The organism is Spiribacter roseus (assembly GCF_002813635.1).
GTDB lineage: Bacteria > Pseudomonadota > Gammaproteobacteria > Nitrococcales > Nitrococcaceae > Spiribacter > Spiribacter roseus.
On the sequence record NZ_CP016382.1, the window covers coordinates 99,681 to 124,326 of the forward strand.

Genomic DNA, 24,646 nt, shown 5'->3' on the forward strand with positions numbered 1-24,646 from the left:
GCGACTTCCATGTCAGCGGGCAAATGGTTGGACAATATAGCGCGGGCGGCGTTTTGCGGCAATGTCAGGTGAGCTTGGCGGGATCGGTCAGGCGCTCGTATTCCTCCAGTGCAAAGCGGTCGGTCATGCCCGCGATATAGTCCGCAATCACCCGTGCCTGACCGCGTCGGCCGTTGCGCCCGGCCCGCTCGCGGGCGCTCTCGGCGAACTCCGGGGGCAGCAGTTGGAGGTCGGCCATGAAGCGCTCGAACAGGCTGTGGACCACATGGTCCGCCTTGGTGGTCATGCGGTGCACCCGGTAGTGCCGGTAGAGGTTGGCCATCAGGTGATCCTTGAGCGCCCGGTGACGCGCCTGCATGCCGGGGCTGAAGGCGATGAGTGGCTGCGCGCTCGCGCGCACATCGTCGGGTCCGAGGGGGTTGGCCCGGGTGATCCGCTCGCGGCTGGTGGTCAGCAGGTCGTTCACCTGCCCGGCGATCAGCTCGCGGACGATGCGATAGACCCGCCGCCGGCCGCCGAGGGCGGGATATTCGGCTTCGACATGGCGGTCGAGCGCGTCGATCCACTCCACCTCGCGCAGCGCATCGATATCCAGCAGTCCGGCCCGCAGGCCGTCATCGACGTCGTGACTGTTGTAGGCGATTTCGTCGGCGACGTTGGTGAGCTGCGCCTCGAGGGATGGCTGGGTCCCGTCGATGAAGCGCTGGCCGACATCGCCCAGCCGCTCGGCATGGGCGAGCGGGCAGCGTTTGACCAGTCCTTCGCGGGTCTCGAAGGTCAGGTTGAGCCCATCGTGCTCGGGATAGCGGGTCTCGAGCTGATCCACCACGCGCAGCGACTGGAGGTTGTGCTCGAACCCGCCGTACTCGGCCATGCAGTCGTTGAGCGCGGTCTGCCCGGCATGCCCGAAGGGCGTGTGGCCCAGGTCGTGGGCCAGTGCGATCGCCTCGGTCAGATCCTCGTTAAGGCCCAGTGCCCGGGCGATGGTGCGCGCGATCTGCGCCACCTCGAGGCTGTGGGTGAGGCGCGTCCGGAACAGGTCGCCCTCGTGATTGACGAATACCTGGGTCTTGTACTCAAGGCGCCGGAATGCCGCGCTGTGAATGATCCGGTCGCGGTCGCGCTGAAAGGCGTTGCGCAGGTCGGGGCGGCTGTCCGCATGACGCCGGCCGCGGCTGGTGGACGGGCGGCAGGCAAACGCCGCCAGGCCGAGGGGGTCACTGGCCGGCTCAGTCATGGCCTTCCGCCTCCAGTGTTGCGGTGAGGGCATCGGGGTCATAATCGGCGGTGACCGTGGCGTCCCCCAGGGCCCGCAAGAGCACCAGGCGCAACGCGCCGTCGCGGTTTTTCTTGTCGCGGGCCATGAATTCGCGGAAGCGCCCGGCGCCCATGTCGGCGGGCGCATGCACCGGCAGCCCGGCGCGCTCGATAAGGGCGATGGCCCGGTCGCGGTCGCGGGCATTGATCCAGCCGAGCCGCGCGGACAGGCGCGCCGCCATACACATGCCGGCGGCAATCGCCTCGCCATGCAGCCAATCGCCATAGCCACGGGCAGCTTCGATGGCATGGCCGAAGGTATGCCCCAGATTGAGCAGGGCACGCTGGCCGGCCTCGCGCTCGTCGGCGGCGACGATGGCGGCCTTGTTACGGCAGCAGCGCTCGACGATATGGGCCAGCGTGGCGGGATCGCGCGCCATCGCCGCGTCGAGGTGGGCTTCGAGCCAGGTAAGGAAATCGGCGTCGCCCAGCAGGGCGTACTTGATGACCTCGGCCATGCCGGCGCGCAGTTCCCGTTGCGGCAGGCTGTCCAGCACGGCCGGATCGGCGATGACCGCGCGGGGCTGGTGGAAGGCGCCGATCATGTTCTTGCCGCGGGGATGGTTGACGCCGGTCTTGCCCCCCACGGACGAGTCGACCATGGCCAGTAGCGTGGTGGGCACCTGAACAAAGCCCACCCCGCGTTGGTAGGTGGCGGCGACGAACCCCGCCAGATCGCCGATGACGCCGCCGCCCAGGGCCACCACCTGGCAGTCGCGGCTGAAGCCGTTGACCAGCAGGGTGTCGAATACCGGCAGCATCGATTCGAGCCGTTTTTCCTGTTCGCCGTCCGGCAGGCAGGCGCTGGCCAGGCGACGGTCCGCGAATGCCGCACGCAGTCGGTCGAGGTACAACGGCGCGACGGTCTCGTTGCTGATCACCATGACTTCGCGGGCGTCGATGGAATCGCGCAGGCAGCGGGGATCATCGAGCAGGCCGCGGCCGATCAGGATGGGGTAGCTGCGCTCGCCCAGGGCGACGTCGACGCGGCGGGGTTTATCCGTCATGCGAGGGCTCCGTCTGCTGCAGGCGCCGGGCCAGTTGCTCGGCGATCCGCTCCGGTGATCCATCCCGGGTATCGATGCTGATATCCGCGATGGCTTCGTAGATCGGCGCTCGTGCCTCGAGGATCGCCGCCAGCCGTCCGGCCGGGTCGTCGCCGCGCAGTAGCGGGCGATCGCTATGCCGGGTGCGTGCGATCTGCGTGGCCACATCGGCGCGCAGATAGACCACCTGGCCGCGCTCGCGCAGACAGCGCTGATTGGCCGGGTCGAGCACGGCGCCGCCGCCGGTGGCGAGCAGGGTACGCGGCTGCCGGGTCAGTGTCTCAAGCAGCTCCGACTCGCGGCGTCGGAAGCCCGCCTCGCCCTCGATGTCGAAAATGCGTGGGATGTCGACGCCGGTCCGCGCCTCGATGGCGGCGTCCAGATCGACGAACGACAGCGCCAGCCGCGCCGCCAGGCGGCGGCCGATGGTGCTCTTGCCCGCGCCCATGGGGCCGACGAGGAATACCCGGTCAATCCTGCTCATGGTTCTGATTCTATCGCGTTTGTGGGTGTGCCCGGAGCCTCGAGGATGCGGGGTGTGACAAAGATCAGCAATTCGCTGCGGTCGTTGACGGCGGTGCGGCGCTGAAAGAGCTGTCCCACCAGTGGCAGATCCGACAGTCCGGGGACGCGGCGCACGCCATCGCGGCGCGTCTGTTCGAACACGCCGCCGAGGACCACGGTCTCGCCGTCGGCGACCAGCACGTGGGTGCGCACCGCTTGGGTGTTGATGGCCGGGCCCTCCGGGGTCTCCTCGCCGCGGCTGTCCTGGTTGATCGCCAGGGTCAGCTGCACCTGGTCATCCGGGGTGATCTGGGGTGTCGCCACCAGCCCCAGAACCGCTTCCCGGAAGGCGATGCTGGTGGCGCCGCTGGAGGTGGCCTGCTCGAAGGGGATCTGCACGCCCTGCTTGATTTCGGCCTGCCGGTTGCTGGCAGTGACCACGCGTGGGCTTGAGATGATCTCGCCCTTGTTCTCGCTCTCCATGGCCGAGAGCTCGAGCTCGAGCAGGTAGCTGCCGATCTTGCCGATGGCCACCCCGGCGCCGCCGGCGGCATTGCTGGCGGGCAGATCCACCATCAGGCCGTCGGCATCCAGCGTGCCGCCGCTGGTGATGCGGGTGTCGCCGGTCTGATTGCGACGCGCGGCATTGAAGCGCACGCCGATCTCGTTACTGAAATCGTCACTTGCGATCACGATCCGCGCCTCGATAAGCACCTGCCTCACCGGCACGTCAAGACGCTCGACCAGCGTCCGGGCCTGCTGGATGGCGCGATCCGACCCGCGGATGATGAGGGTGTTGGTGCGCCCATCGACACTGACCCGCGCATCGTCGAGCAGACTGGCGAGCTCGCCGGCATTGGCATAACGGATCGGCATGAACACCGTCCGTGCCGGCGTGGTGGCCGGCGCGTCGGTGGCGGGCCCCGGCTCGGCGGTGATGGCTTCGACGTGCTCGCGCACCTCCGGCAGGGTCACCGAGTCGACGTCCAGCTGAACCGGCTGGGCGACCGCGGGCAGGGCCACGCCATGCAGCGTGATCAGGGCGATGAGCGCCGCGGGTAGCGGCCGGATGAGGGGAAGGGGCATCCGCTATTCTCCTGCCGATGGCGGTCCCGGCTGTCGGGGAATGATCCGCATGGGGGCGTCGGGGTTGCTGGGGCCGGGCGCCACGCTGATCGCACCGGATTGAATGCGCGCCAGCTGCCCCAGCCCGGCGATCGGGTCGCCGCGCTGGTGTCGCTGCAGCGGACCGTCGGCCCGGCGGATCAGTGCCCACTGCCGATCGCCGCGGATGATCCGGCCGATGTAGCGGATATCGGTGTCGGCGATGGGCATGGAGGGGCTGGCGCTGGCGAAGGGGTTGGCCGGCGGTCTCCCCGGGGGCACGGCGTCCGGTCGCGGGGTTTCGGCGATCCAGCCCAAGCTGGTCTCCGCGGGCTGGGACGCCCCCGCCACCGACGGCTGCCAGTAGACGTCCAGGTTCAGCGTCAGGACGATTCCGCCCGGTTGCGCATCGGCATCGCCATCGTTGAATTCGAGGCCGGTCATGGCGATCCCGCGGGTGGTCTGCTCGACGCCGGCCAGAAACCGCATCAGGGGCGTCCACCCGCCGTTTAGGCGCACCACCAGGCGGCGTTGATGGTAGGCGGGCGTCGCTCGGGTGGTGCCGGGGTCGATGTCGACCAGACGTGCGCCGTTGTCGGCAGCCAGTCCCGCCAGATGACTCACCAGCCGGGACTCGTCCGCTGCTGCCGGCAGGCGCATGGGGTGATGGCGGAGGGCGCTGCGCCGCCGCTCGATCGCCGCTGTGACTGCCTTGCGGTCGGCGAGGCGGCGTTGCTCGGCATCCAGACGCTGGGCAAGGGGGGCGCGGCTTTCGGCCAGCCGGTCGCGCTCGGCCAGCGCCGGTCGCAGGGCAATCAGCCAGCCGGCGATCAGCCCCAGCAACAGCCCCACGCCCGCGGTCTTGAGCGCTTTAACGGTCATCGTCCACCGTCGGCGTTGACGGGCGCGTCAGGGTCAGCCGGAACCCGCGGCGTTCCCCGCCCTCGGCGGCCAGGTGGGTCAGCCGCTGCGGGTGAAACCCCGCGAACGCCGGCGCGGCACGCAGCGCGTCGATGAGCCGCGGCAGGGCATCGGGCTGTCGGCTGTGGCCCTCGATGACGCGTTCTTCGGCGTGGATCCGCAACCGGGTCAGGGCGATCGTCGGCGGGCGCGCGGCCAGCGTCTGGGTCAGTGCATCCGGCGCGCGGCGGCGTTGCTCGCCCAGTGTCTCAGTCACTGCATGGCGGGCATCGAGGCGCTCGCGGGTGCGCTCGAGGCGACCTTGGGCTTCGATCGCCGGGGCAAGCTCGGCGAGCTGCGCCTCGAGCTCGGCCTGATGCGCCCGGTCCGCGGCATTCTGCTGATCGACGCGGGTGGCGATGATGGCGAGGGCCATCAGCCCCGCCAGGCCCCCGCCAAGGCCGATCAGCGCCAGCCGCCAACGCCGCCGGCGGGCTTGTCGGGCGCGCCAGGGCAGCAGGTTAACGCCAATGGGCATAACGGTCTCCGGCATGAAGGGCCAGCCCGATGGCCGTGACAAGCCGTGACTGGTCGGCGGCGAATGCATCGGCATCGCTGGCGTCGGCCAGTTCCAGGCCGCGCAGCGGGTCCGGCAGGTAGCAGTCGCTGCCCAGCCGGCTGGCAATGGCCGCCGCCAGCGTCTGGCTGGCGCCGCCGCCGATGAGGGCCATGGCATCGGGGACGCGGGTTGAGGCACTGCCGTGGTGCATGGCGAGGGCCTGTTCAATGCGGCGCAGGCAGTCGCTGTCGCCCGGCGTATCGCTCAGCTCGTGGGTCTGGCAGTAGTGCAGACGCTGGCGATCGAAGATGCCCAGCCGCAAGCGCGCCCCTATATCAAGCAGTGCGACCGGGGCGCTGGTGGGGCCGAGCGGCAGGCGATCGTCCCGCAACGCGGCGCGGACGCTGGCATGGGCGTCGAGGTCGATCAGCTGGCAGCGCAGTCCGGCCGCCTTGAGTTGACGCCGCCGCTCGGCAATGGCCCTGTCCCGGGCGGCCACCACAAGAACGGCCTGCTGATCCCCGTCGGGCTCGGCGGCGAGTCGCCGAAAGTCAAACGCCAGTGCCTGGCGGGACTGTTTGAGGGTCGCCTCGATATCGAGCTGGACCCGGGTCTCGAGGGCCGCCTCATGGAGACCCGCCGGGACCTTGATCACTCGGGTGATGGCCTGTTCGTCGGCCAGCGCAGTGGCAGCCAGTCGCGCGTCGGGGGCGGCGCGCCGGGCGGCCGTGGCGATGGTCGCGGCCACCGAGGCGGGTGACGGGTCGTCGACCGGATAGGGTTCGATGGCATGGCCGGCGAGGATCATCTGCCCGCCGGCCCGGCGCAGCGCAACGGCCTTGACCGCCGTGGTGCCGCAGTCGATGCCGATGACGGCGGGGCCTCGGGAGCGCCGGCGTCGCACTGGCATCATGATGCGGTGGGCCCCGGCGCCCCGTCGCCGCCGCCGGCGGTGATATACTCGGCTCTCGACGGGTCAGTGCATGCAAGAAGGTTCATGTCGGTCATCATTCGGCGCTCACTGCAAATGCTGGCGGGGCTGGCCTCGCTGGGGCTCCTGGCGGCCGGCGGCATGATTGCCGCCTACATCGTGCTGGCGCCCGGGCTGCCCAGCGTTGAGTCGGTGCGCAATGTCGAGTTGCAGGTGCCGCTGCGCGTCTACACCGCCGAGGGCGAGCTCATCGACGAGTTCGGCGAAGTGCGGCGGACGCCCGTCGGCCTTGGAGCCATCCCGCCGAGCATGGTGGAGGCCTTCATCGCCGCCGAGGATCAGCGCTTCTATCAACATCCCGGCGTTGATTATGAAGGCATCGCCCGGGCGGTCTGGTACCTGGTTCGCACCGGCGAGAAAGGACCGGGCGGCAGCACCATCACCATGCAGCTCGCCCGCAACCTGTTCCTCAGCTCGGAACAGACCTATCTTCGCAAGCTCCGCGAGATTTTTCTGGCGCTGCGCATCGAGCAGGAGCTCGACAAACGCAAGATCCTCGAGCTGTATCTGAACAAGATCTACCTGGGTCAGCGTGCCTATGGGGTGGCGGCGGCGGCCGAGGCCTACTACGGCCGCCCACTGGCGGAATTGACGCTGCCCGAACAGGCGATGATCGCCGGGCTGCCCAAGGCGCCGTCGGCCTCCAATCCGCTCGCCGATCCGGACGAGGCCCTGAGTCGCCGGGCCTATGTGCTGGGGCGCATGCTCGCCACCGGCGTGATCGACCAGGACCGCTACGACATGGCCATGGCGGCGCCCATCACCGCGGATCAGCATCGCCGCCAGAGCCGCGTGGATGCGCCCTATGTCGCCGAGATGGCGCGCGCCCGGGTGGTCGAGCGCTTTGGTCGCACCGCCGCCTACACCGAGGGCTATTCGGTCTATACCACCGTCGCCGCCGATCGCCAGGCCGAGGCCCGTCGGGCACTGCGCTCGGGGCTGCATGCCTATGACGAGCGCCACGGCTACCGGGGCCCACTCGCGCAGCTTGAACCGGCGCTCATCGACGGGCCGCGCGAGGCCCTGCTGGATCGGCTGTCCGGGTTTCCGCGCCCGGGGGCGCTTCGCGTGGGCGTAGTGACCGGGGTCGATGATGAGGGCGCGACGCTGCTGACCGCCGCGGACGAACGGATCGCGCTGCCCGAGGCGGGCATGCAGTGGGCGCGACCGCAGTTGGTGCTCTCGGTGGGGGATGTGGTGCACGCCCGCGAGACGGATGACGGCTGGCGCCTGGCCCAGCCGCCTGAGCCCCAGAGCGGTCTTGTGGCGCTGGATCCCGATACCGGCGGCATCCGTGCGCTGGTGGGCGGCTATGACTTTTCATTCAGTAAGTTCAACCGCGTGACCCAGGCCGCCCGCCAGCCCGGTTCGGCCTTCAAGCCGCTGATCTACTCGGCGGCGCTCGCCAACGGCCTGACACCGGCGACGCTGATCAACGATGCCCCGGTGGTGTTCACGGATGCCGCGCTGGAGGACGTCTGGCGTCCCGAGAACTACAGCGGCCGCGTGTTCGGGCCGACCCGCCTGCGCGAGGCCCTGACCCGCTCCCGCAACCTGGTCTCGATCCGGGTGCTGCGCCAGATCGGCATCAGCCCCACACTGGCTCACCTCGAGCGCTTTGGCCTGCCTCGCGGGCGGTTGCCGCGCAACCTGTCGCTGGCGCTGGGGGCGGCCGAGGTCACGCCGCTTGAGCTGGCGCGGGCCTATGCGGTGTTCGCCAACGGCGGCTATGCCGTCGAGCCGCATGTCATCGAGCGCATCGTCGATAACGACGGCGAGACCGTGCATGAAGCCCCGAAGACCGAATCCGCCGAGCGGCGCCGGGCGATCAGCGCCGGCAACGCCTGGCTGATGCGCTCGATGCTGCGCAATGTGGTCGAGGAGGGCACCGCCCGGCGGGCCAGGGAATTGGGCCGCTCGGACATCGCCGGCAAGACCGGCACCACCAATGACCAGAACGATGCCTGGTTCTCGGGGTTCAACGCTGACCTGGTCGCGACGGTCTGGGTGGGCTTTGACGAGCGCCAGAGCCTGGGCCGCTATGAAACCGGCGGCCGGGCGGCCCTGCCCATCTGGATGGACTTCATGGGTGAGGCGCTGGCGGGGCGGCCGGCATCCGAGTGGTCGCGGCCTAATGGTCTGGTGACGGTGAAGATCGATCCCGAGACCGGTGAGCGGGTCAGCGGTGACGCCCCCGACGCCATTTACGAGACGTTCCGTACCGAGAATCTCCCGCCGCCACCGGCGCCCAGCGACGAGGGTTCGTCGGGCAGCGGCGGGGAAGCGGACACCCCCCTGTTCTGATCTGGGAGTACACCCCCATGGCCCGAGGAAAAGCCAACCGTGATGCCCGCATGCGCGAGCGCCTGGTTCAGGAGTCGGCCCGCATCATGGCGGTGGAAGGGATCCGGGACTTTTCAATCGCGAAGCGCAAGGCGGCGCTGCAGCTGAACGCCCCGCGGACCACCAATCTGCCGCAGAACCGCGAGATCCAGGCCGCCCTGCAGGATTATCAGCGGCTGTTCGGCGGCGAGCGCCAGCTAACGGCCCTGCAGTCGCTGCGCGAGGCGGCCCTCGAGGCGATGACGTTTTTCGCGGCGTTCCGGCCGCGGCTGACGGGCTCGGTGCTGGATGGCACCGCCGGTGATCAGAGCGCCGTGGACCTGCACTGCTTCGCCGAAACCCCTGAGGACGTCGTGTTCTTTCTCATGGATCACGACATCCCTTTCGATACCCAGGAAAAGCGGTTTCGGTTCGAGGATGACTACGAGACGATTCCCGTGCACCACTTCGTCGCCGGCGATACGCCGATCACGGTGGCGGTGTTCGCGGGGCGCGGCAATCATCAGCCGCCGAAAAGCCCGATCGACGGCCGGCCCATGCAGCGGGCGAGCCGTCGCGACGTCGAGGCGCTGATCGCCGAGGACGCCAGCGCCGTCGACTAGGGTTCAGCCGCGGCGGTGCAGCGGGATATAGTCGCGGCGGGCCGGGCCGGTGTAGAGCTGGCGCGGCCGACCGATGCGCTGCTCGGGGTCGGAGAGCATCTCCATCCACTGGGCGATCCAGCCCGGCGTGCGGCCGATGGCGAACAGCACCGTGAAGAACTCCTTGGGGATCCCCAGGGCGCGGTAGATGATGCCCGAGTAGAAGTCGACGTTGGGGTAGAGCTTGCGCTCGACGAAGTAATCATCGGCGAGGGCGATCTCCTCAAGCCGGATGGCCAGTTCGAGCTGCGGGTCGTTGCCGACGCCAAGCTCATCGAGCAGCTCGTGGCAGGTCTTGCGGATGATCGTCGCCCGCGGGTCGTAGTTTTTGTAGACCCGGTGACCAAAGCCCATCAGCCGGAACGGGTCGTTCTTGTCCTTGGCCTTTTCGATGTACTTCGGCACCTGCTCGACACTGCCGATCTCGCTCAGCATGTTGAGCACCGCCTCGTTGGCACCGCCGTGGGCGGGGCCCCAGAGGGCGGCGCAGCCGGCCGAGATGGCGGCGAACGGGTTGGTCCCGGTGCTGCCGGCCAGCCGCACCGTGGAGGTGCTGGCGTTCTGCTCGTGATCGGCATGCAGGATCAGCAGCTGATCGAGGGCACGCTCGGCCACCGGGTTGATCGCGTAGTCCTCACTGGGTCGCGCGAACAGCATGTTCAGCAGGTTGCCGGTGTAGGACAGACGGTTGAGCGGGTGGACGAACGGCTCGCCGACCATATGCTTGAACGAGGCGCCGGCGATGGTGGGCATCTTCGCGATGATGCGGTGCGCCGACAGCAGGCGGCTCTCGGGGTCGGTGATGTCCATGGCGTCGTGGTAGAACGCCGACAGCGATCCGACCACGCCGGTCAGCATGGCCATTGGGTGGGCGTCGTAGTGAAAACCGTTGAAAAAGATCCGCAGGCTTTCGTTGACCATCGTGTGCCGGGTGATGGCCTCGTCGAACTCTTCGAGCTCGCGCTTATTCGGCAGATCACCGTGGATCAGCAGCCGCGCGACCTCGAGGAACGAACCGTGCTCGGCCAGCTGCTCGATGGGATAACCGCGATACAGCAGGATGCCGCGCTCACCATCGATGAAGGTGATGTCACTCTGGCAGCTGCCGCTGGTGCCGTAGCCCGGATCGTAGGTGAAGTAGCCGAGATCGCTCTGCAGTGAGCGGATGTCGATGACGTCAGAGCCGTGGGTGCCCTGGCGTACCGGCATATCCGCCCGCCGGCCGGTCTCGTTGTCGGTGATGGTAACGGTCTTGTCGGCCATCGAGACGCCTCCTGTTCGTTCGGCGCTGTCCGGTCTCAGCTCTTGGTGCCTTTCGCCATCCCGCCATAACGGCGACGGAACTGATCAACCCGGCCACCGCTCGACAGCACGCGCTGCTTGCCGGTGTAGAAGGGGTGGCTGGCGCTGGAGATCTCGACTTTGACCAACGGGTACTCGTTGCCGTCTTCCCACTGGATGGTCTCGTCGGTTTTCACCGTCGAGCGGGTCAGGAACGAGTAATCCGCGGAGATGTCCTGGAACACCACCTGGCGGTACTCGGGATGGATGTCTTTCTTCATTCCGTCTCTCGAAACACTGGTTAAAAGATGCGCGTATGTTAGGCGGTCGCTGCCGGCGGTACAAGAGACGCGCTCGACCGGCCCATGTCGCGCCGGTAGGATGACGCGGTCAACTCGGCCGTCGAACAGGAATCGCGTTCATGCTCTACATCGGGCTCAAGCATCTGCACACCACCGTCGCCACGCTGACGGTCCTGCTGTTCATCCTGCGGGGGGGCTGGATGGTCGCCGGCTCGGCGATGCTGCAGCGCAAATGGGTGAAGATCCTGCCGCATGTGATCGACACGACACTGCTGATCACCGCCTTCGCGGTGGCCTGGATCGGCTGGCGCTACCCGGTGGTGCCGCATGACTGGATTACGGCCAAAGTGGTTGCGCTGGTGGTCTATATCGTGCTCGGCATCATCGCACTCAAGCGCGGGCGCACCGCCACCATCCGCGTCACGGCCTTCGTGGCCGCGCTGGTGGTCTACGGTTATATCGTCATGGTGGCGCTGTACAAGACCCCGCTGCCGATCTGATCAGTCGTCGTCGCGCTGCACCGTCAGGACCGGGCCATCGGGCGTGACGGTCAGCCGGCACTCGATGGGCCGGCAGCACACCACGCAATCCTCGATATAGGCCTGATCGCCGGCGGAGCAGTCGACCACGGTGGAGAATGTCTCGCCACAGTAAGGACAGTCGATGGTGAGCGTCTCGATCATCATTGGAAAAGCCCCAGAAGGTCGTTGAGGAAACGCTGCCCCAGCGCCGTCGCCTGCAGTCGCGCGGGGTCGGTCACCATTAACCCGCGGCGTCGGGCCTCGCTCAGCCCCGGCTCGAAGGCCGCTGCCGACAGGCCCGTGCGGGCCCGGGCGTCGGCCATGGATGTGCCTCCGGTCAGGCGCAGGGCATTCATCAGATACTCCAGCGGCCGCTCGTCAGGGGTGATGTCGCGTTCCCCCGCGGTGGCCGCATCAGTGCCCGCCAGTTCCTGATAGAGCCGCGGCAGCCGCTGCTTGTGGGTGCGGCGGATGCCGCCCTCCGGCCGGCTCAGCTTGGCATGGCCACCGGCACCGATCGCCAGGTAATCCCCGAAGCGCCAGTAGTTCAGATTGTGGTGGCATTCCTCGCCGGGCACCGCCCAGGCGGAGACCTCATAGCGCTGCAGTCCGGCGCCTTCGATCCGCTCGGCGCAGGCCGCCTCGATGTCGGCGAGCTGGTCGTCGTCCGGCAGTGTCGGCGGGCGGGCGAAAAAGGCGGTGCCGGGCTCGAGGGTCAGCTGGTAGTGCGAGAGGTGTTCAACACCCAGTGCCAGCGCTTGCTCGACATCATCCAGCGCCTCGGCGGCCGTCTGCCCGGGTAGACCGTGCATCAGGTCGACGTTGATGCGCTCAAACCCTGCGCGCTGGGCCGTCCTGACCGCGTCCGCCGCTTCATCACCGCCATGGATGCGACCGAGGCGCTCGAGGTGATGGCCCTGGAAGCTCTGCACCCCGATGGACAGGCGATTGACGCCGGCGGCCAGAAACCCTTCGAAGCGGCCGGCCTCGCCGGTGCCGGGGTTGGCCTCAAGGGTGATCTCGGCAGTCGGGGACAGGTTGAGCCGCTCTCGCAGGCCGTCCAGTAGCCCGCCAATGGCCCCGGCACTGAAAAGGCTCGGCGTGCCGCCGCCGATGAACACGCTGTCGATGCGCCGGCCGCCGGCGTCGGCGGCCTCGCGCCCGGCATCCCGCAGCAGGGCGGCGGTGTAGTCCGCCTCGGGCAGCTCGCCGCGCAGGGCGTGGGAGTTGAAATCGCAGTAGGGGCATTTCTGCACGCACCACGGCAGGTGGACGTACAGCCCCAGCGGTGGCGGGATCAGCGTGGCTGCCATTCCTGCTCCAGCCGCCGGCGCAGGGCACTCAGCGCCTGGCCGCGGTGGCTCAGCATGTTCTTGGTATCGGCGGGCAGTTCGGCGGCCGTGCAGCCGGACTCGACCAGATAGAAATGCGGGTCGTAGCCGAATCCGCCGCTGCCCTGGGGCGTTTCGATCAGCCGCCCGGTCCATACCCCTTCCGCGATCAGCGGCGCGGGGTCATCGGCGTGGCGCAGTGCCACCAGCACACAGCGGTAGGCGGCGCCGCGCTCATCCTCGCCAAGATCGATCAGTGCATCGCGCAACCGGGCGTTGTTCTCGGCATCGCCGGCGTCATCGCCGGCCCAGCGGGCGGAGCGCACCCCGGGAGCCCCGTCCAGCGCCGGGATCTCGAGCCCCGAGTCATCGGCGATGGCCGGCAGCCGGGTGTGGGCGGCGGCGTTGCGCGCTTTGATCAGGGCGTTTTCGACGAATGTGGTCCCGGTCTCCGCCGCTTCGGGGACGTAGTAATAGGACTGCGGGACGATCTCATCGACGGGGCCGCGCAGCAGGGCGGTGAGCTCGGCCAGTTTGCCCTCATTGCCGCTTGCCAGTACCAGTCGTTCGATGAGCGCCATATCAGGCCTCCAGCGAGGTGCGCTGCGCGGCGATCAGTTCGGCGATGCCGGCGCCGGCGAGATCCAGCATGGCATCGAGCTCGGGACGGCGGAAGGCGTGGCCCTCGGCGGTGCCCTGGACTTCGATGAAGTGCCCGGCGTCATTCATGATGACGTTCATGTCGGTCTCGGCCTCGGAGTCTTCGGCGTAGTCGAGATCAAGCACCGGCGTGCCCTGATGGATGCCCACCGAAATCGCGGCGACGTGGCCATGCAGCGGGTTACGGCGCAGCTTGCGGGCGCGCACCAGCGTCTGCACCGCGTCGGCGAGGGCGACATAGCCGCCGGTGATGGCCGCCGTACGCGTCCCGCCGTCGGCCTGCAGGACGTCACAGTCCACCACCACGCGGCGCTCGCCCAGCGCCTCCAGATCAACCACGGCGCGCAGGCTGCGGCCGATCAGCCGCTGGATCTCGATGGTGCGGCCCTGCTGACGGCCCCGGGCCGCTTCGCGATCCGTCCGGCTGCCGGTGGCGCGCGGCAGCATGCCGTACTCGGCGGTCACCCAGCCGCGGCCCTTGTTGCGCAGCCACGGCGGCACGCGCTCTTCGACCGAGGCGGTGCAGAGCACCCGGGTGTCACCGAACTCCACCAGCACCGAGCCTTCGGCGTGTCGGGTGAAGTCGCGGGTCAGGCGAACGGTGCGGAGTTGGTCAGGGCTTCGGCCGCTGGGGCGCATGCGGATCTCCCGGGTGGTTGGCAAGATGCGAAAAAACAGCGCGCAGGGTAACATCGCGGGCATGCAATCGGGCACAACGGGCACTCTGTATATCGTCTCGGCGGCGTCGGGCGCCGGCAAAACCTCGCTGCTGCGCGCGCTCATGGAGCGCGACCCGCGGCTGTGCTTCTCGGTGTCGCACACCACGCGCCAGCCGCGACCCGGCGAGCGCGACGGCCGCGACTATCACTTTGTCGATGAGCAGGGGTTTCGGCGCCTGATCGACGCCGATGCCTTTCTCGAGCATGCGCACGTCTTCGATCGCCGCTACGGGACGTCGTGGGCGGCGGTGGACGACGATCTGGCCGCCGGTCGCGACGTGCTGGTGGAGATCGACTGGCAGGGGGCGCGCCAGATCCGCGAGCGTCTGCCGGACTGTGTGTCCGTTTTCGTCCTCCCGCCGTCGCGGGATGTGCTCGAGTCACGGCTGCGCGGTCGGGGGCAGGACAGCGACGCGGTGATCGCGGCGCGGATGGCCGAAGCGGTCAGCGAGATGAGTCATTGCCGCGAGTACGATTACCTGGTCTGGAATGACGACTTTGCGGTGGCGCTGGCCGACCTCGAGGCCGTCATCCGGGCGCGGCGTCTGGCCACCGATCAGCAGGCGCGCGCCCACGCGGCGGCGCTGGCGCAGCTCACCGGCGGTGACGCGGCGGGCTGATTCCGCGCGGGCGGGCGTTTCTGGCCGCACAATCAAGCCTTTATTGCAACCCGGCTTTCAGGCTAGACTGGTCGTCATTCCACAGCGCATTCATTCTGGAGAACGCCGCCATGGCACGAGTCACGGTCGAGGACTGCCTCGACAACATCGATAACCGCTTCGAACTGGTGCTGGCCGGCACCCGGCGCGCCCGCCAGGTGGCCCATGGTGCCCAGCCGCTGGTGGACTGGGAAAATGACAAGCCCACCGTGGTCGCGCTGCGCGAGATTGCCGAGGGCTATGTCACCGCCGACATCCTGAATGTCGAGGCGGAGGCGGCCGAGGCGCTGGGCGCGCTGGATGACGCCAGCCGCGAGGCCGAGCCGGAAGCGGCCGACACCCCGGCGACGCCGCCGGCGGATGACGGGGCGGAGACCGGCGACTGACCGGGGAGCCATGGCCAGCAGCGAGGCAGTAGTCACCCCCGACACATCGGGATACGACTCCGCGGCCCGGGCGGCCGACCTGTGCTCGCTGCTCGAGAATTACCTCGACCCGCACAACGTCCAGAAGGTCTATCGGGCCTATCAGTTTGGCGCCCAGGCCCATCAGGGCCAGCGCCGACTTTCCGGCGAGCCGTACATCACCCATCCGCTGGCGGTGGCGCGCACGCTGGGAGAGATGGGCCTGGATGCCGAGAGCCTCTGCGCCGCCATCCTCCACGACGTGATCGAGGATACGCCCACCGCCAAGGTCGAGATCGCCGAGGCGTTCGGCCCGGAAGTGGCCCAGCTGGTGGATGGCGTCTCCAAGCTCACCCAGATCAACTTCCGCAGCAAGGCCGAGGCCCAGGCCGAGAACTTCCGCAAGATGATCCTGGCGATGTCGAAGGACATCCGGGTCATTCTGATCAAGCTGGCCGACCGGCTCCACAACATGCGGACCATCTTCGTGATGCCGCCCAGCAAGCGGGCCCGCATCGCCCGCGAAACCCTCGAGATCTACGCGCCGATCGCCCAGCGACTGGGCATCAACAGCATTCGGGTGGAGCTCGAGGACCTGGGCTTCGCCGCCCTGCATCCGATGCGCTATCGGGTCCTCAAGGAGCGGGTGCGCCAGCAGCGCGGATCGCGCCGCGAGCTGCTCGACAACGTCCGCGACGAGATCCAGGCGAGCCTTGCCGAAGCGGGCATCGATGCGCAGATCAGCGCCCGGCAGAAACACCTGTGGAGCATCTATCAGAAGATGCGCAGCAAGCAGGCCGGCTTCGAGGACATCTTCGACGTCTATGGCTTCCGCGTGGTGGTGGCGGACGTGGATACCTGCTATCGCGTGCTCGGCCATTGCCATGGGCGCTACAAACCCCTGCCGGGGCGCATCAAGGACTACATCGCGATTCCCAAGGTGAACGGCTACCAGAGCCTGCACACCACTCTGCTGGGGCCGCGCCGGGTTCAGCTCGAGGTGCAGATCCGCACCGCCGAGATGGACCGGGTGGCCGAGGCCGGGATCGCCGCCCACTGGCTGTACAAGGACCCGGGCCAGCCCAGCAATGTCGCCCAGACCCGGGCCCGCGAGTGGGTCCACGGCCTGCTCGAGATCCAGGAAAACGTGGGCAACTCGCTGGAGTTCATCGAGAACGTCAAGATCGATCTGCTCCCCGACGAGGTCTATGTGTTCACCCCCGGCGGCGACATCATGGAGCTGCCCAAGGGCGCGACGGTGGTGGACTTCGCCTACGCGGTCCACTCCGAGATCGGTGATGCCTGTATCGCCGCCAACATCGACAACCGCCTGGCCCCGCTTCGCACGCCGCTCAAGACCGGCGAGACCGTCGAGATCATCTCTGCCCCCGTCGCCCGTCCCAATCCCGCCTGGCTGGACTTCGTGGTGACCGCGAAGGCGCGCTCGGCCATCCGTCAGAGCCTCAAGCGGCTGCAGGGGGCCGAGGCCACCGATCTGGGCCGGCGTCTGGTGGAGCGGGGGCTCAATGCCATGGATCTGAGCCTGGGCGATCTCAGCGACGAGCAGATCGCGACGGCCCTCGAGTCGTTCGGCGTCGAGCGCGTCGACGAGGTGTTCGAGGAAGTCGGTCTCGGGCGGCGGCTGCCCTGGTTCGTGGCCCGCTATCTGGCCGGGGGCGACGATGGCGCGGATCGGCCCGATACCGCCGGCGCCGGTGGCGCGCTGACCCTGCAGGGCACGGAAGGGGCGGTGGTGGCGTTTGCGCGCTGCTGCCGGCCGATCCCGGGTGACCCCATTGTCGGTTTTGCCAGCGCCGGGCGGGGCGTGGTGGTGCACCACGAGGCCTGCAACAACATCCGCGAGTACCGCAAGCACCCGGAGAAGTGGGTGGACGTGCGCTGGGGCGCCATTGCCGAGGGCGATTATCCGGTGGCCGTGGATATGGACGTAATGAACAACCGCGGCGTGCTGGCCAGCGTGGCGGCGGTCATCTCCGATCTCGACTCCAGCATCGATGCCGTCGAGATCGACGAAAAGGCCGACATGATCGCTACCCTGCGGCTGGTGGTGGGGGTGCGTGACCGCGCCCATCTGGCGCGTATCATGCGGCGGCTGCGGGGCCTGTCAGCGGTGCAGCGCATCACCCGGCGGCGCGGCTGAGCGCCTCCAGTCATCCCACAACGGAGCAAGCCATGACACGCCGTATCATTCAGACCGACCAGGCACCGGCGGCCATCGGGCCCTACTCGCAGGCGGTGCAGGTGGGCGATCTGGCCTTCATCTCGGGTCAGATCCCCCTCGACCCGGCCAGCATGACCCTGGTCGAGGGCGACATCAGCGTCCAGACCCGCCAGGTATTCGATAACCTGCGCCACGTCTGCGTTGCCACCGGGGGCGATCTGGCCTCGATCTGCAAGCTGACGATCTTTCTGACCGACCTCGGCCATTTCGCGACGGTCAACGACATCATGGCCGAGACCTTCGCCGAGCCCTACCCGGCGCGAGCCGCGGTGGGCGTGCGCGAGCTGCCCAAGGGGGCGATGGTCGAGGTCGAGGCGATCCTGAGCCTGGCCGAAGACGCCTGAGCCATGGCTGAGGGCGCCGCCGCGTCGGGCACGCCGGTGGCCCGCCTGCCGGGGATCGGCCCACGGCTCGCCGAGAAACTCGCACGGCTGGGGCTCGAGCGCGTCGAGGACATGCCGTTTCACCTGCCGAACCGCTACGAGGACCGCACCCGGGTGCGGGCCATCGGCGAGCTGGTGCCCGGCGTCGCGGCGCTGGTGGATGGCACGGTGACCGCCGTGGAGGTCGTCGGCGGGCAACGCCGCCGGCTGATCTGCCGCATCAGCGATGGCACCGGCAGTCTCGAGCTGATGTTCTTTCATTTCTACGCCAGTCAGCAGCGTCAGATGGCGCGCGGTGTGTCGCTGCGGGTGTTTGGCGAGGCCCGTGCCGGGCCGGTGGTCATGCAGATGGTCCACCCCGACTGGCAGCGCGTCGAGGCGGGTGCCCCACCGGCCCAGGGCGAATTCAAACCGGTCTATCCCGCCACCGAGGGGATCACCCAGGCGGCCCTGCGGCGCGCCATCGCGGCGGCGCTGGCAAAGCCCGGCGCGGTCACCGAGTGGTTGCCGGCCCCGCTGCGCGCATCGCTCGATCTGGTGCCACTGGACACGGCCCTGGCCGAGGTTCATGCGCCGGGGGCGGATAGCGACGTCGACGCCCTGCTGGACGGGCGCCATCCGAGCGTGCGGCGCCTGGCCTTCGAGGAACTGCTGGCCCACCGCCTCAGCCTGCTGCGCCTGCGCGCCGCCCAGCAGCAGGTCATGCCCGCGCCGGTGATCGGCGAGGACACCCGGGGAGTCGCGCGTTTTCTGGATGGACTGGGATTCGCGCTGACCGGCGCCCAGCAGCGTGTGCACGCCGAGGTGGTGGCCGATCTGGGCCAGCCATTGCCCATGCTGCGCCTGGTGCAGGGCGATGTCGGCTCGGGCAAGACCGTCGTCGCCGTGCTGGCGGCACTGCATGCGGTGGCGGCCGGCTGGCAGGTGGCGATCATGGCGCCCACCGAACTGCTCGCCGAGCAGCACGAGCGCAGCTTCCGGGACTGGCTCGAGCCGCTTGGCCTGCGGGTGGGCTGGCTCAGTGGCCGAGCCGGCGCCGCCCAGCGGCGGGCGACGCTGACCGGGCTCGCTGCCGGCGACATCCAGGTGGTGGTGGGCACCCATGCGCTCTTCCAGGCTGATGTGGTGTTCCGCGCGCTGGGACTGGTGGTGATTGACGAGCAGCACCGCTTCGGCGTCCATCAGCGCCTGGCGCTGCGGGATAAGGGCAGCGATCATCACCAGCCCCATCAGCTGGTGATGACCGCCACGCCGATCCCGCGCACGCTGGCGATGACCGCCTACGCCGATCTGGATACCTCGGTGATCGACGAACTGCCGCCGGGGCGCCTGCCGGTGCAGACCGTCGCCCTGCCCGACACCCGCCGCGACGCCGTCATCGAGCGCATTCGGGCGGTGGGGGCGCAGGGCCGGCAGGCCTACTGGGTCTGCACGCTGGTGGAGGACTCGGACTGGCTCGAAGCCGAAGCGGCCGAAGCCACTGCCGATCGACTCCGCGAACAGCTGCCGGAGCTGACCATCGGGCTGGTGCACGGGCGTCTCCCGGCAGCGGCCAAGGAGGCCGTCATGGCGCAGTTCGAGGCGGGCGCGATCGATCTGCTGGTGGCGACCACGGTGATCGAAGTCGGAGTCAATGTGCCCAACGCCTCGCTGATGATCATCGAGAACGCCGAGCGGCTGGGCCTGTCGCAGTTGCATCAGCTGCGCGGCCGGGTGGGGCGCGGTCATGCCCGAAGCAGCTGCGTGCTGCTGTACCATGGCCCACTGGGCGACACCGCCCGGGCGCGGCTGGGCGTGCTGCGTGAGAGCAACGACGGCTTTCGCATCGCCCGGCGCGACCTCGAAATCCGCGGTCCCGGCGAGGTGCTGGGCACGCGCCAGACCGGCGCGCTGACCTATCGCATTGCCGATCTGACCCGTGACGCCGATCTGCTGGACGCGGTCCAGGCGGCGGCGCGCACGCTGCTCGACGAGGATCCGGTGGCGGTGTCCGAGCTGATCCGCCGCTGGGTGGGCGAGGGCGAGCGTTACGCACAGGTATGAGGGGATTCCAGCATGGCTGAGCCGGGACTGCGTCACTGGCGACCGCGGGGTGTGCCCGGCGCCCGCCCGCGGCCGGGGCCCGTCCGTGACTGGCTGGACGAGCCCGGTTCACTGACCCGGCGGCTGCGGGCACAGGCCGGTGGCGCCTTCCGGGTGCAGGTGCTGCGCGAGTACTGGGGGCGGCCCTGGCCGGATGAGCGCCGGCGGCTGGGCGCGCGCGCGCCGGCCTGGCTGTGGATCCGCGAGGTCAGGCTGGGCACCGGTGACCAGCCCTGGATCCATGCCCGCAGCGTCATCCCGCGCCATAGCCTCGAAGGCCCGCTGCGCCGTCTGCGCACCCTGGGGCGGCAGCCGCTGGGGGCGTTGCTGTTCGGTCGCTACCCGGTGGCCCGCGGGCCCATCGAGGTGGCGCCGCTCGACGCCAGCTCGCGCCTCGGCGCCCGGGCCCGGGCGCCGGGAGCCGAGCCGTGCTGGGCACGGCGCTCGGTGTTCTCAATCGCCGGCCGCCCGCTGCTGGTGACCGAAGTTTTCCTGCAACCCCTGATCGAGGAGCTCCACCCATGACGGCATCCGCCACCGGCTGGCCGCATCGGCTGACGCTGTATGCCCGGCTGGCGCGCCTGAACCGGCCCATCGGCAACTTCCTGCTGCTCTGGCCCACGCTCTGGGCGCTGTGGCTGGCGGGCACTGGCGAGCCGCGCCTCGATGTCCTCGTGGTGTTCGTGCTGGGCGTGGTGGTGATGCGTGCGGCGGGCTGCGTGATCAATGACTACGCCGATCGCGACTTTGACCGTCACGTCAAACGCACCCGCACGCGGCCGCTGACCACCGGCGAGGTCAGCGAGCGCGAGGCGCTGCTGCTGTTTGCTGGCCTGTGTCTGATCGCCTTCGCGCTGGTCCTGCTCATGAACCGGCTCACGATCCTGCTCTCGCTGGGCGGTGTCATCCTCGCCGCCACCTATCCGTTCATGAAACGCCATACCCATCTGCCCCAGGTCCACCTGGGGGCCGCGTTCGGCTGGGCGGCCCCCATGGCCTTCGCCGCCCAGACCGGCGGTGTGCCGGTGCTTGCCTGGCTGGTGTTCGCCGCATCGGTGGTATGGGCGACCATCTATGACACCGAGTACGCCATGGTCGATCGCGATGACGACCTGAAGGTGGGCATCAAGTCCACGGCGGTGCTGTTCGGGCGCTACGACCGCGCCATGATCGGGCTGCTGCAGGGGCTGCTGACCCTGCTGCTGGCGGTGATCGGCTGGCGTGCCGGACTGGGGCCGGTCTATTACCTGGCGCTGGCGCTGGCCACGGGACTGTTCCTGCGCCAGCAGTGGCTGATCCGCGACCGCAGTCGTGATGGCAGTTTTCGGGCGTTTCTCAATAACAATCTGTACGGCGGTGTGGTCTTTGCGGGGATCGCGCTGGCCTATCTGACCGGCGCCTAAATCGCCCGGGCTAGGGCGATGACCTCGATCCGCCTGACCCCGCCGCGGCGCAGGCAGTCCGCCACCGCCGCCAGGCTGGCCCCCGTGGTCACGACATCATCCACCAGAGTGACCGCGGCCGGTGGTGGGCGCTGCAGCCGGAAAGCGCCGTGCAGATTGGCGCGCCGGTCGGCGGCTGTCTGACCGCGCTGGGGGGCGGTATGGCGGTGGCGCTGGATCAGTGACGGGGCCACCGGTGGTCCCAGCCAGCGGGCGAGCAGCGCCGATTGGTTGAACCCGCGCCGGCGATAGCGGGCCGCATGCAGCGGCATCGGCACCAGCGGGCCATGGCAGGGGGTGCCGCGTTGATGCAGTGCCGTGGCGGCCAGTTCGGCCAGCAGACGGCCGGCGGCCAGATCCTCGTGCAGCTTGAAGGCGCGGATCAGGTCGTCGACACCCTCGCCGTAGGTCCAGATCGCGCGGGTCCGGTCAAATGGCGGCGGCGCGGTGCGACAGCCGGCGCAGAGCGGCTCGCCCGAGGCCAGTGGCAGGCTGCAGCGCTCGCAGGCGGCGCTGATCCAGGGCAGGTCCTCGCGGCAGCCGGGGCACAGGGGGCACTCAAGGCTGCGGGCCTGGCAGAACCGGCAGCGGCCGCTGAGCAGGTTGTGCAGAAAAGCGGCGCCGCGGCCGGGCGGGCGCCAGGGCGTGCGCGCCTGAGGTGGCGGGACGGGCAGGGTCATGCGGGCAGACTGCCGCGGCGGCCGCGTTGCGGCCAGTGCGCCGCCGGGCGCTGCCGACCGGCGGTGGATTATGTCAGGATGAGCGTATGTCAGAGCCCGCCAACGATCCCCTGCAGCTTGACCCCCGCGTCCTTCGGCGCCGGCTGGAGCGTGCCGCCCCGCGTTTTGACGACGCCGCGGTACTCCACCGCGAAGTCAGTCGGCGACTGGTGGAGCGACTCGATTACATCCGCCTGCAACCGACGGCAATGCTCGATCTTGGCTGTGCCAGCGGGCTGAACACCCAGGCGCTGCGCAAGCGCTATCCCCGGGCGGATTACTACGCCATGGATCTGGTCGCCCCGCTGGTGGCCCAGACGCGGCGGCGCGCCGGCCGTTGGCGCCGGCCGCCGGGTGTCTGCGCCGGGCTCGATCAGCTGCCGTTCCGCAATGACAGCTTTGATCTGGTGGTCTCGAGCCTGGCACTGCACCGCGTGCCCGACCTGGCGCCCACTGCCCGCGAGCTGCAACGCGTGCTGCGCCCCGATGGGGTGCTGCTGTTCGCGACCTTCGGGCCGGATACGCTGGACGAGCTGCGGACGGCCTGGCAGGCGGCCGATGAGACGCCCCATGTGCACGGCTTTGTCGACATGCATGATATTGGCGATGCCCTGGTCAACGCCCGTCTGGCGGATCCGGTGATGGACATGGAGCATTTCACGCTGACCTATGCGGACGTGCCCGCGCTGATCCGCGACCTCGATGCACTGGGGCTGCGCAACGCGCTGATGGCCCGTCAGCCGGGGCTCACGTCGCGGCAGCGCTGGCAGGCGATGGAAACCGCCTATCAGGCCCTGGCCGACGCCGAGGGTCGGCTGCCGGCAACCTGGGAAATCGCCTATGGGCATGCCTGGGGCACCGATGCCCAGCGGCAGATCACCGGTGACGACGGCGCCGTGCGGGTACCGCTGGATACCCTGTCCATGCCTCACCGGCAGCGCTGAGGCGATCGCTACCCGCGCTATTGCTTTCCTCCGCGCGCGGAATTCACTAAACTTGACGAATATCAGTTTCAACCCGAGCGGGGCGGGCCCATGAGTACCCGGACGGAAAGCGAGCCGAATCACGGCCGCCGCTTTGTTCTGGCGCCCAATATCGCGCCCGACTGGCGGCAGACCATGCTGATCTTCGCCGGCATCAGTACAGTGTGTCTGGGGATCGGCGTGGTCTGCGCGTGGTTCGGGCTGTGGCCGATCCTGCCCTTCGCGGGCATTGAGGTGACGGCCCTGGGTTGGGCGCTCTACAAGTCGGCGCGGCGCTCGCTCGACCGCGAGGTCATCCACGTAGTGGACAACGCCGTGGTCGTGGAAAAAGGCTGCGGCCGGGTCGAGGAGCGCTTCGAAATGGACCGCACGTGGACCGACGTGCAGCTCCGCCGGCGGTCCCGGCGCTGGGATGAAACCCAGCTGCTGCTGCGCTCGCGGGACCGGTCACTGGTGATCGGCGCGTTTCTTGACGCCGACGAGCGACGCAGCCTCGAGCGGGCGCTCAGGGCCTGCATCGGGCCGATGGCCCGGTGGGGTGACGCGCGCCCGGTGACGGCCACTGAATCGAATGCGCCGGAGAGGTCCTGGACGCCGGGGCTCACCGCCAACGTTGGAGAAAAATCGGGATGACTGCAGCAACCGCGATGAAGCGTGTGGCCCAACTGACCGCCCTGGCGGGCGCACTCGCCGCCGTACCGGCCAGCGCCGACTTTGGCCTGCTCAACATGACCCAGGGGGTCACCGAGTCGAGCCGCGAGATCTATGGCCTGCACATGACCATTTTCATGATCACCGTGGTGATCGGTGTGGGCGTTTTCGGGGCGATGTTCTACTCGATTTTCCGGCACCGGAAGTCGCGCGGCGTAACACCCTCGAAGTTCCATCACAGCACCACCATGGAAATCGTCTGGACGGTGATTCCGCTGGGCATTCTCGTGGCCATGGCGGTGCCCGCCACTCAGGTACTGATCGACCTCGATGACACCAGTGGTTCGGAGATGACGGTCAAGGTGACCGGCTACCAGTGGTTCTGGGGCTACGAGTACCGCGGCGAGGATGTCCAGTTCCTCAGTCGCCTGTCGACGGACAGCGACCGGGCACGGCGGCTCGACTCAGGGATCAAGCCGGCCTCGGTGGATAACTACCTGCAGAACGTCGACCAGCGCCTGGTGCTGCCGGTCGACACCCGCATCCGCTTTCAGATCACCGGCGCGGACGTCATCCATTCGTGGTGGATGCCGGACCTGGGCTGGAAAAAGGACGCGATCCCGGGCTATGTCAACGAGATGTGGACCGAGATCGAAGAGCCGGGCGTGTATCGCGGCCGCTGCGCCGAGCTGTGCGGACGTGATCACGGCTTCATGCCCATCGTGGTCGAGGCGCTGCCCAAGGCGGAGTTCGAGACCTGGCTCGCCAACCGCCAGGCCAGTGGCGAGGGCATGACGGCCGACGCCGACGCCGACGCGACGCCGGACACCGACGCCGAACTGGCCGCCCGGTAAACAGAATC

The 24,646-nt window shown here is 68.8% G+C and carries 27 protein-coding genes; 13 read left to right on the top strand and 14 right to left on the bottom strand.

Features of this window, described 5'->3' with window-relative positions; genetic code table 11:
* Positions 1-64 precede the first annotated feature (64 nt).
* Genes BBH56_RS00485 through pilM form a run of 7 tightly spaced genes read right to left on the bottom strand, consistent with a single transcriptional unit; the run spans position 65 to position 6,343 of the window.
* Entirely contained in the window at positions 65-1,237 is a 1,173-nt protein-coding gene (locus tag BBH56_RS00485) for a deoxyguanosinetriphosphate triphosphohydrolase (protein WP_148121580.1), read from the bottom strand.
* On the bottom strand, positions 1,230-2,324 hold the full coding sequence (gene aroB / locus BBH56_RS00490) for a 3-dehydroquinate synthase (RefSeq protein ID WP_148121581.1): 1,095 nt from the start codon (positions 2,322-2,324) through the stop codon (positions 1,230-1,232). Before aroB ends, BBH56_RS00485 begins: the two co-directional genes overlap by 8 nt.
* Positions 2,314-2,847 carry a shikimate kinase gene (locus BBH56_RS00495; protein WP_144347074.1) on the bottom strand — a complete coding sequence of 178 codons (534 nt, stop codon included), beginning with the start codon at positions 2,845-2,847 and terminating at the stop codon, positions 2,314-2,316. The genes aroB and BBH56_RS00495 overlap by 11 nt, the downstream gene beginning before the upstream one ends.
* Entirely contained in the window at positions 2,844-3,953 is a 1,110-nt protein-coding gene (gene pilQ, locus BBH56_RS00500) for a type IV pilus secretin PilQ (RefSeq protein WP_148121582.1), read from the bottom strand. The genes BBH56_RS00495 and pilQ overlap by 4 nt, the downstream gene beginning before the upstream one ends.
* 3 nt (positions 3,954-3,956) lie before the next feature.
* The gene (gene pilO, locus BBH56_RS00505; RefSeq protein WP_157809035.1) at positions 3,957-4,853 is read right to left on the bottom strand and encodes a type 4a pilus biogenesis protein PilO; all 897 of its coding nucleotides are present in this window, start codon (positions 4,851-4,853) and stop codon (positions 3,957-3,959) included.
* On the bottom strand, positions 4,843-5,409 hold the full coding sequence (locus BBH56_RS00510) for a hypothetical protein (RefSeq protein ID WP_148121584.1): 567 nt from the start codon (positions 5,407-5,409) through the stop codon (positions 4,843-4,845). The genes pilO and BBH56_RS00510 overlap by 11 nt, the downstream gene beginning before the upstream one ends.
* A complete protein-coding gene (gene pilM / locus BBH56_RS00515; RefSeq protein WP_148121585.1) occupies positions 5,393-6,343 on the bottom strand; it encodes a type IV pilus biogenesis protein PilM in 951 nt (316 codons plus the stop codon). The genes BBH56_RS00510 and pilM overlap by 17 nt, the downstream gene beginning before the upstream one ends.
* Before the next feature lie 84 nt (positions 6,344-6,427).
* On the opposite strand from pilM, the gene BBH56_RS00520 reads away from it, so the two are divergent.
* Both BBH56_RS00520 and BBH56_RS00525 read left to right on the top strand, forming a co-directional pair.
* A complete protein-coding gene (locus tag BBH56_RS00520) occupies positions 6,428-8,725 on the top strand; it encodes a penicillin-binding protein 1A (protein WP_148121586.1) in 2,298 nt (765 codons plus the stop codon).
* 17 nt (positions 8,726-8,742) lie between these two features.
* Positions 8,743-9,366, top strand: a complete 624-nt coding sequence (locus tag BBH56_RS00525; protein WP_144347080.1) for a hypothetical protein — start codon at positions 8,743-8,745, stop codon at positions 9,364-9,366.
* 3 nt (positions 9,367-9,369) lie between these two features.
* Here BBH56_RS00525 and BBH56_RS00530 read toward each other — a convergent pair whose 3' ends face one another.
* Both BBH56_RS00530 and BBH56_RS00535 read right to left on the bottom strand, forming a co-directional pair.
* A complete protein-coding gene (locus BBH56_RS00530) occupies positions 9,370-10,668 on the bottom strand; it encodes a citrate synthase (RefSeq protein WP_144347081.1) in 1,299 nt (432 codons plus the stop codon).
* A gap of 35 nt (positions 10,669-10,703) precedes the next feature.
* Positions 10,704-10,967: a type B 50S ribosomal protein L31 gene (locus BBH56_RS00535; protein WP_110882379.1), complete on the bottom strand. Its 264-nt coding sequence runs from the start codon at positions 10,965-10,967 to the stop codon at positions 10,704-10,706.
* A gap of 140 nt (positions 10,968-11,107) precedes the next feature.
* Here BBH56_RS00535 and BBH56_RS00540 point away from each other — a divergent pair, with 140 nt between their 5' ends.
* Entirely contained in the window at positions 11,108-11,488 is a 381-nt protein-coding gene (locus tag BBH56_RS00540; RefSeq protein WP_110882380.1) for a SirB2 family protein, read from the top strand.
* On the opposite strand, the gene BBH56_RS00545 is transcribed toward BBH56_RS00540, so the two are convergent.
* The 4 genes from BBH56_RS00545 to rph are packed head-to-tail and all read right to left on the bottom strand — an operon-like array spanning position 11,489 to position 14,139.
* Positions 11,489-11,674: a CPXCG motif-containing cysteine-rich protein gene (locus tag BBH56_RS00545; protein ID WP_370456333.1), complete on the bottom strand. Its 186-nt coding sequence runs from the start codon at positions 11,672-11,674 to the stop codon at positions 11,489-11,491. It lies immediately after the preceding gene.
* Entirely contained in the window at positions 11,671-12,822 is a 1,152-nt protein-coding gene (gene hemW, locus BBH56_RS00550; RefSeq protein WP_148121587.1) for a radical SAM family heme chaperone HemW, read from the bottom strand. The genes BBH56_RS00545 and hemW overlap by 4 nt, the downstream gene beginning before the upstream one ends.
* Complete coding sequence (gene rdgB / locus BBH56_RS00555; protein WP_144347083.1) at positions 12,807-13,421, bottom strand: RdgB/HAM1 family non-canonical purine NTP pyrophosphatase; 615 nt, start codon at positions 13,419-13,421, stop codon at positions 12,807-12,809. Before rdgB ends, hemW begins: the two co-directional genes overlap by 16 nt.
* Position 13,422: 1 nt before the next feature.
* Positions 13,423-14,139 (bottom strand): ribonuclease PH, encoded by a 717-nt coding sequence (rph, locus tag BBH56_RS00560; protein ID WP_110882383.1) that lies wholly within the window; start codon positions 14,137-14,139, stop codon positions 13,423-13,425.
* A 61-nt stretch (positions 14,140-14,200) separates the two neighbouring features.
* On the opposite strand from rph, the gene gmk reads away from it, so the two are divergent.
* The 7 genes from gmk to ubiA all read left to right on the top strand — a co-directional run bounded on the left by gmk (position 14,201) and on the right by ubiA (position 21,392).
* The gene (gene gmk / locus BBH56_RS00565; protein ID WP_148122694.1) at positions 14,201-14,839 is read left to right on the top strand and encodes a guanylate kinase; all 639 of its coding nucleotides are present in this window, start codon (positions 14,201-14,203) and stop codon (positions 14,837-14,839) included.
* 110 nt (positions 14,840-14,949) lie between these two features.
* Positions 14,950-15,264: a DNA-directed RNA polymerase subunit omega gene (gene rpoZ / locus BBH56_RS00570; RefSeq protein WP_144347085.1), complete on the top strand. Its 315-nt coding sequence runs from the start codon at positions 14,950-14,952 to the stop codon at positions 15,262-15,264.
* A 10-nt stretch (positions 15,265-15,274) separates the two neighbouring features.
* The gene (locus BBH56_RS00575) at positions 15,275-17,443 is read left to right on the top strand and encodes a RelA/SpoT family protein (protein ID WP_144347086.1); all 2,169 of its coding nucleotides are present in this window, start codon (positions 15,275-15,277) and stop codon (positions 17,441-17,443) included.
* A 32-nt stretch (positions 17,444-17,475) separates the two neighbouring features.
* Entirely contained in the window at positions 17,476-17,868 is a 393-nt protein-coding gene (locus BBH56_RS00580) for a RidA family protein (RefSeq protein ID WP_110882386.1), read from the top strand.
* 3 nt (positions 17,869-17,871) lie between these two features.
* Positions 17,872-19,950: an ATP-dependent DNA helicase RecG gene (recG, locus tag BBH56_RS00585; RefSeq protein ID WP_148121588.1), complete on the top strand. Its 2,079-nt coding sequence runs from the start codon at positions 17,872-17,874 to the stop codon at positions 19,948-19,950.
* Positions 19,951-19,962: 12 nt separating this feature from the next.
* Positions 19,963-20,514, top strand: coding sequence for a chorismate--pyruvate lyase family protein (locus tag BBH56_RS00590; protein ID WP_148121589.1), 552 nt, complete (start codon positions 19,963-19,965; stop codon positions 20,512-20,514).
* Positions 20,511-21,392, top strand: coding sequence for a 4-hydroxybenzoate octaprenyltransferase (gene ubiA, locus BBH56_RS00595; protein WP_110882389.1), 882 nt, complete (start codon positions 20,511-20,513; stop codon positions 21,390-21,392). Before BBH56_RS00590 ends, ubiA begins: the two co-directional genes overlap by 4 nt.
* Here ubiA and BBH56_RS00600 read toward each other — a convergent pair.
* The gene (locus tag BBH56_RS00600; protein ID WP_148121590.1) at positions 21,389-22,111 is read right to left on the bottom strand and encodes a ComF family protein; all 723 of its coding nucleotides are present in this window, start codon (positions 22,109-22,111) and stop codon (positions 21,389-21,391) included. The two genes, ubiA and BBH56_RS00600, sit on opposite strands and share 4 nt — an antisense overlap.
* Positions 22,112-22,197: 86 nt before the next feature.
* On the opposite strand from BBH56_RS00600, the gene BBH56_RS00605 reads away from it, so the two are divergent.
* The 3 genes from BBH56_RS00605 (at position 22,198) to coxB (ending at position 24,638) form a co-directional block, all read left to right on the top strand.
* Complete coding sequence (locus BBH56_RS00605) at positions 22,198-23,094, top strand: methyltransferase domain-containing protein (RefSeq protein ID WP_148121591.1); 897 nt, start codon at positions 22,198-22,200, stop codon at positions 23,092-23,094.
* Positions 23,095-23,184: 90 nt separating this feature from the next.
* A complete protein-coding gene (locus BBH56_RS00610) occupies positions 23,185-23,766 on the top strand; it encodes a DUF2244 domain-containing protein (protein ID WP_110882392.1) in 582 nt (193 codons plus the stop codon).
* The gene (coxB, locus tag BBH56_RS00615; RefSeq protein ID WP_318262559.1) at positions 23,763-24,638 is read left to right on the top strand and encodes a cytochrome c oxidase subunit II; all 876 of its coding nucleotides are present in this window, start codon (positions 23,763-23,765) and stop codon (positions 24,636-24,638) included. Before BBH56_RS00610 ends, coxB begins: the two co-directional genes overlap by 4 nt.
* The last annotated feature ends 8 nt before the right edge of the window (positions 24,639-24,646 follow it).

What these genes read in the sequence shown, in the direction of transcription:
- ubiA (WP_110882389.1), top strand. Translation starts at nt 20,511, where the DNA reads ATGACGGCATCCGCCACCGGCTGGCCGCATCGGCTGACGCTGTATGCC.
- coxB (WP_318262559.1), top strand. Translation starts at nt 23,763, where the DNA reads ATGACTGCAGCAACCGCGATGAAGCGTGTGGCCCAACTGACCGCCCTG.
- BBH56_RS00485 (WP_148121580.1), bottom strand. Translation starts at nt 1,237, where the DNA reads ATGACTGAGCCGGCCAGTGACCCCCTCGGCCTGGCGGCGTTTGCCTGC.
- BBH56_RS00525 (WP_144347080.1), top strand. Translation starts at nt 8,743, where the DNA reads ATGGCCCGAGGAAAAGCCAACCGTGATGCCCGCATGCGCGAGCGCCTG.
- BBH56_RS00575 (WP_144347086.1), top strand. Translation starts at nt 15,275, where the DNA reads ATGGCCAGCAGCGAGGCAGTAGTCACCCCCGACACATCGGGATACGAC.
- aroB (WP_148121581.1), bottom strand. Translation starts at nt 2,324, where the DNA reads ATGACGGATAAACCCCGCCGCGTCGACGTCGCCCTGGGCGAGCGCAGC.
- BBH56_RS00610 (WP_110882392.1), top strand. Translation starts at nt 23,185, where the DNA reads ATGAGTACCCGGACGGAAAGCGAGCCGAATCACGGCCGCCGCTTTGTT.
- rdgB (WP_144347083.1), bottom strand. Translation starts at nt 13,421, where the DNA reads ATGGCGCTCATCGAACGACTGGTACTGGCAAGCGGCAATGAGGGCAAA.
- BBH56_RS00590 (WP_148121589.1), top strand. Translation starts at nt 19,963, where the DNA reads ATGGCTGAGCCGGGACTGCGTCACTGGCGACCGCGGGGTGTGCCCGGC.
- recG (WP_148121588.1), top strand. Translation starts at nt 17,872, where the DNA reads ATGGCTGAGGGCGCCGCCGCGTCGGGCACGCCGGTGGCCCGCCTGCCG.
- rph (WP_110882383.1), bottom strand. Translation starts at nt 14,139, where the DNA reads ATGCGCCCCAGCGGCCGAAGCCCTGACCAACTCCGCACCGTTCGCCTG.
- BBH56_RS00520 (WP_148121586.1), top strand. Translation starts at nt 6,428, where the DNA reads ATGTCGGTCATCATTCGGCGCTCACTGCAAATGCTGGCGGGGCTGGCC.
- BBH56_RS00545 (WP_370456333.1), bottom strand. Translation starts at nt 11,674, where the DNA reads ATGATGATCGAGACGCTCACCATCGACTGTCCTTACTGTGGCGAGACA.
- BBH56_RS00600 (WP_148121590.1), bottom strand. Translation starts at nt 22,111, where the DNA reads ATGACCCTGCCCGTCCCGCCACCTCAGGCGCGCACGCCCTGGCGCCCG.
- hemW (WP_148121587.1), bottom strand. Translation starts at nt 12,822, where the DNA reads ATGGCAGCCACGCTGATCCCGCCACCGCTGGGGCTGTACGTCCACCTG.
- BBH56_RS00495 (WP_144347074.1), bottom strand. Translation starts at nt 2,847, where the DNA reads ATGAGCAGGATTGACCGGGTATTCCTCGTCGGCCCCATGGGCGCGGGC.
- BBH56_RS00580 (WP_110882386.1), top strand. Translation starts at nt 17,476, where the DNA reads ATGACACGCCGTATCATTCAGACCGACCAGGCACCGGCGGCCATCGGG.
- pilO (WP_157809035.1), bottom strand. Translation starts at nt 4,853, where the DNA reads ATGACCGTTAAAGCGCTCAAGACCGCGGGCGTGGGGCTGTTGCTGGGG.
- rpoZ (WP_144347085.1), top strand. Translation starts at nt 14,950, where the DNA reads ATGGCACGAGTCACGGTCGAGGACTGCCTCGACAACATCGATAACCGC.
- pilM (WP_148121585.1), bottom strand. Translation starts at nt 6,343, where the DNA reads ATGATGCCAGTGCGACGCCGGCGCTCCCGAGGCCCCGCCGTCATCGGC.
- gmk (WP_148122694.1), top strand. Translation starts at nt 14,201, where the DNA reads ATGCAATCGGGCACAACGGGCACTCTGTATATCGTCTCGGCGGCGTCG.
- pilQ (WP_148121582.1), bottom strand. Translation starts at nt 3,953, where the DNA reads ATGCCCCTTCCCCTCATCCGGCCGCTACCCGCGGCGCTCATCGCCCTG.
- BBH56_RS00605 (WP_148121591.1), top strand. Translation starts at nt 22,198, where the DNA reads ATGTCAGAGCCCGCCAACGATCCCCTGCAGCTTGACCCCCGCGTCCTT.
- BBH56_RS00530 (WP_144347081.1), bottom strand. Translation starts at nt 10,668, where the DNA reads ATGGCCGACAAGACCGTTACCATCACCGACAACGAGACCGGCCGGCGG.
- BBH56_RS00535 (WP_110882379.1), bottom strand. Translation starts at nt 10,967, where the DNA reads ATGAAGAAAGACATCCATCCCGAGTACCGCCAGGTGGTGTTCCAGGAC.
- BBH56_RS00510 (WP_148121584.1), bottom strand. Translation starts at nt 5,409, where the DNA reads ATGCCCATTGGCGTTAACCTGCTGCCCTGGCGCGCCCGACAAGCCCGC.
- BBH56_RS00540 (WP_110882380.1), top strand. Translation starts at nt 11,108, where the DNA reads ATGCTCTACATCGGGCTCAAGCATCTGCACACCACCGTCGCCACGCTG.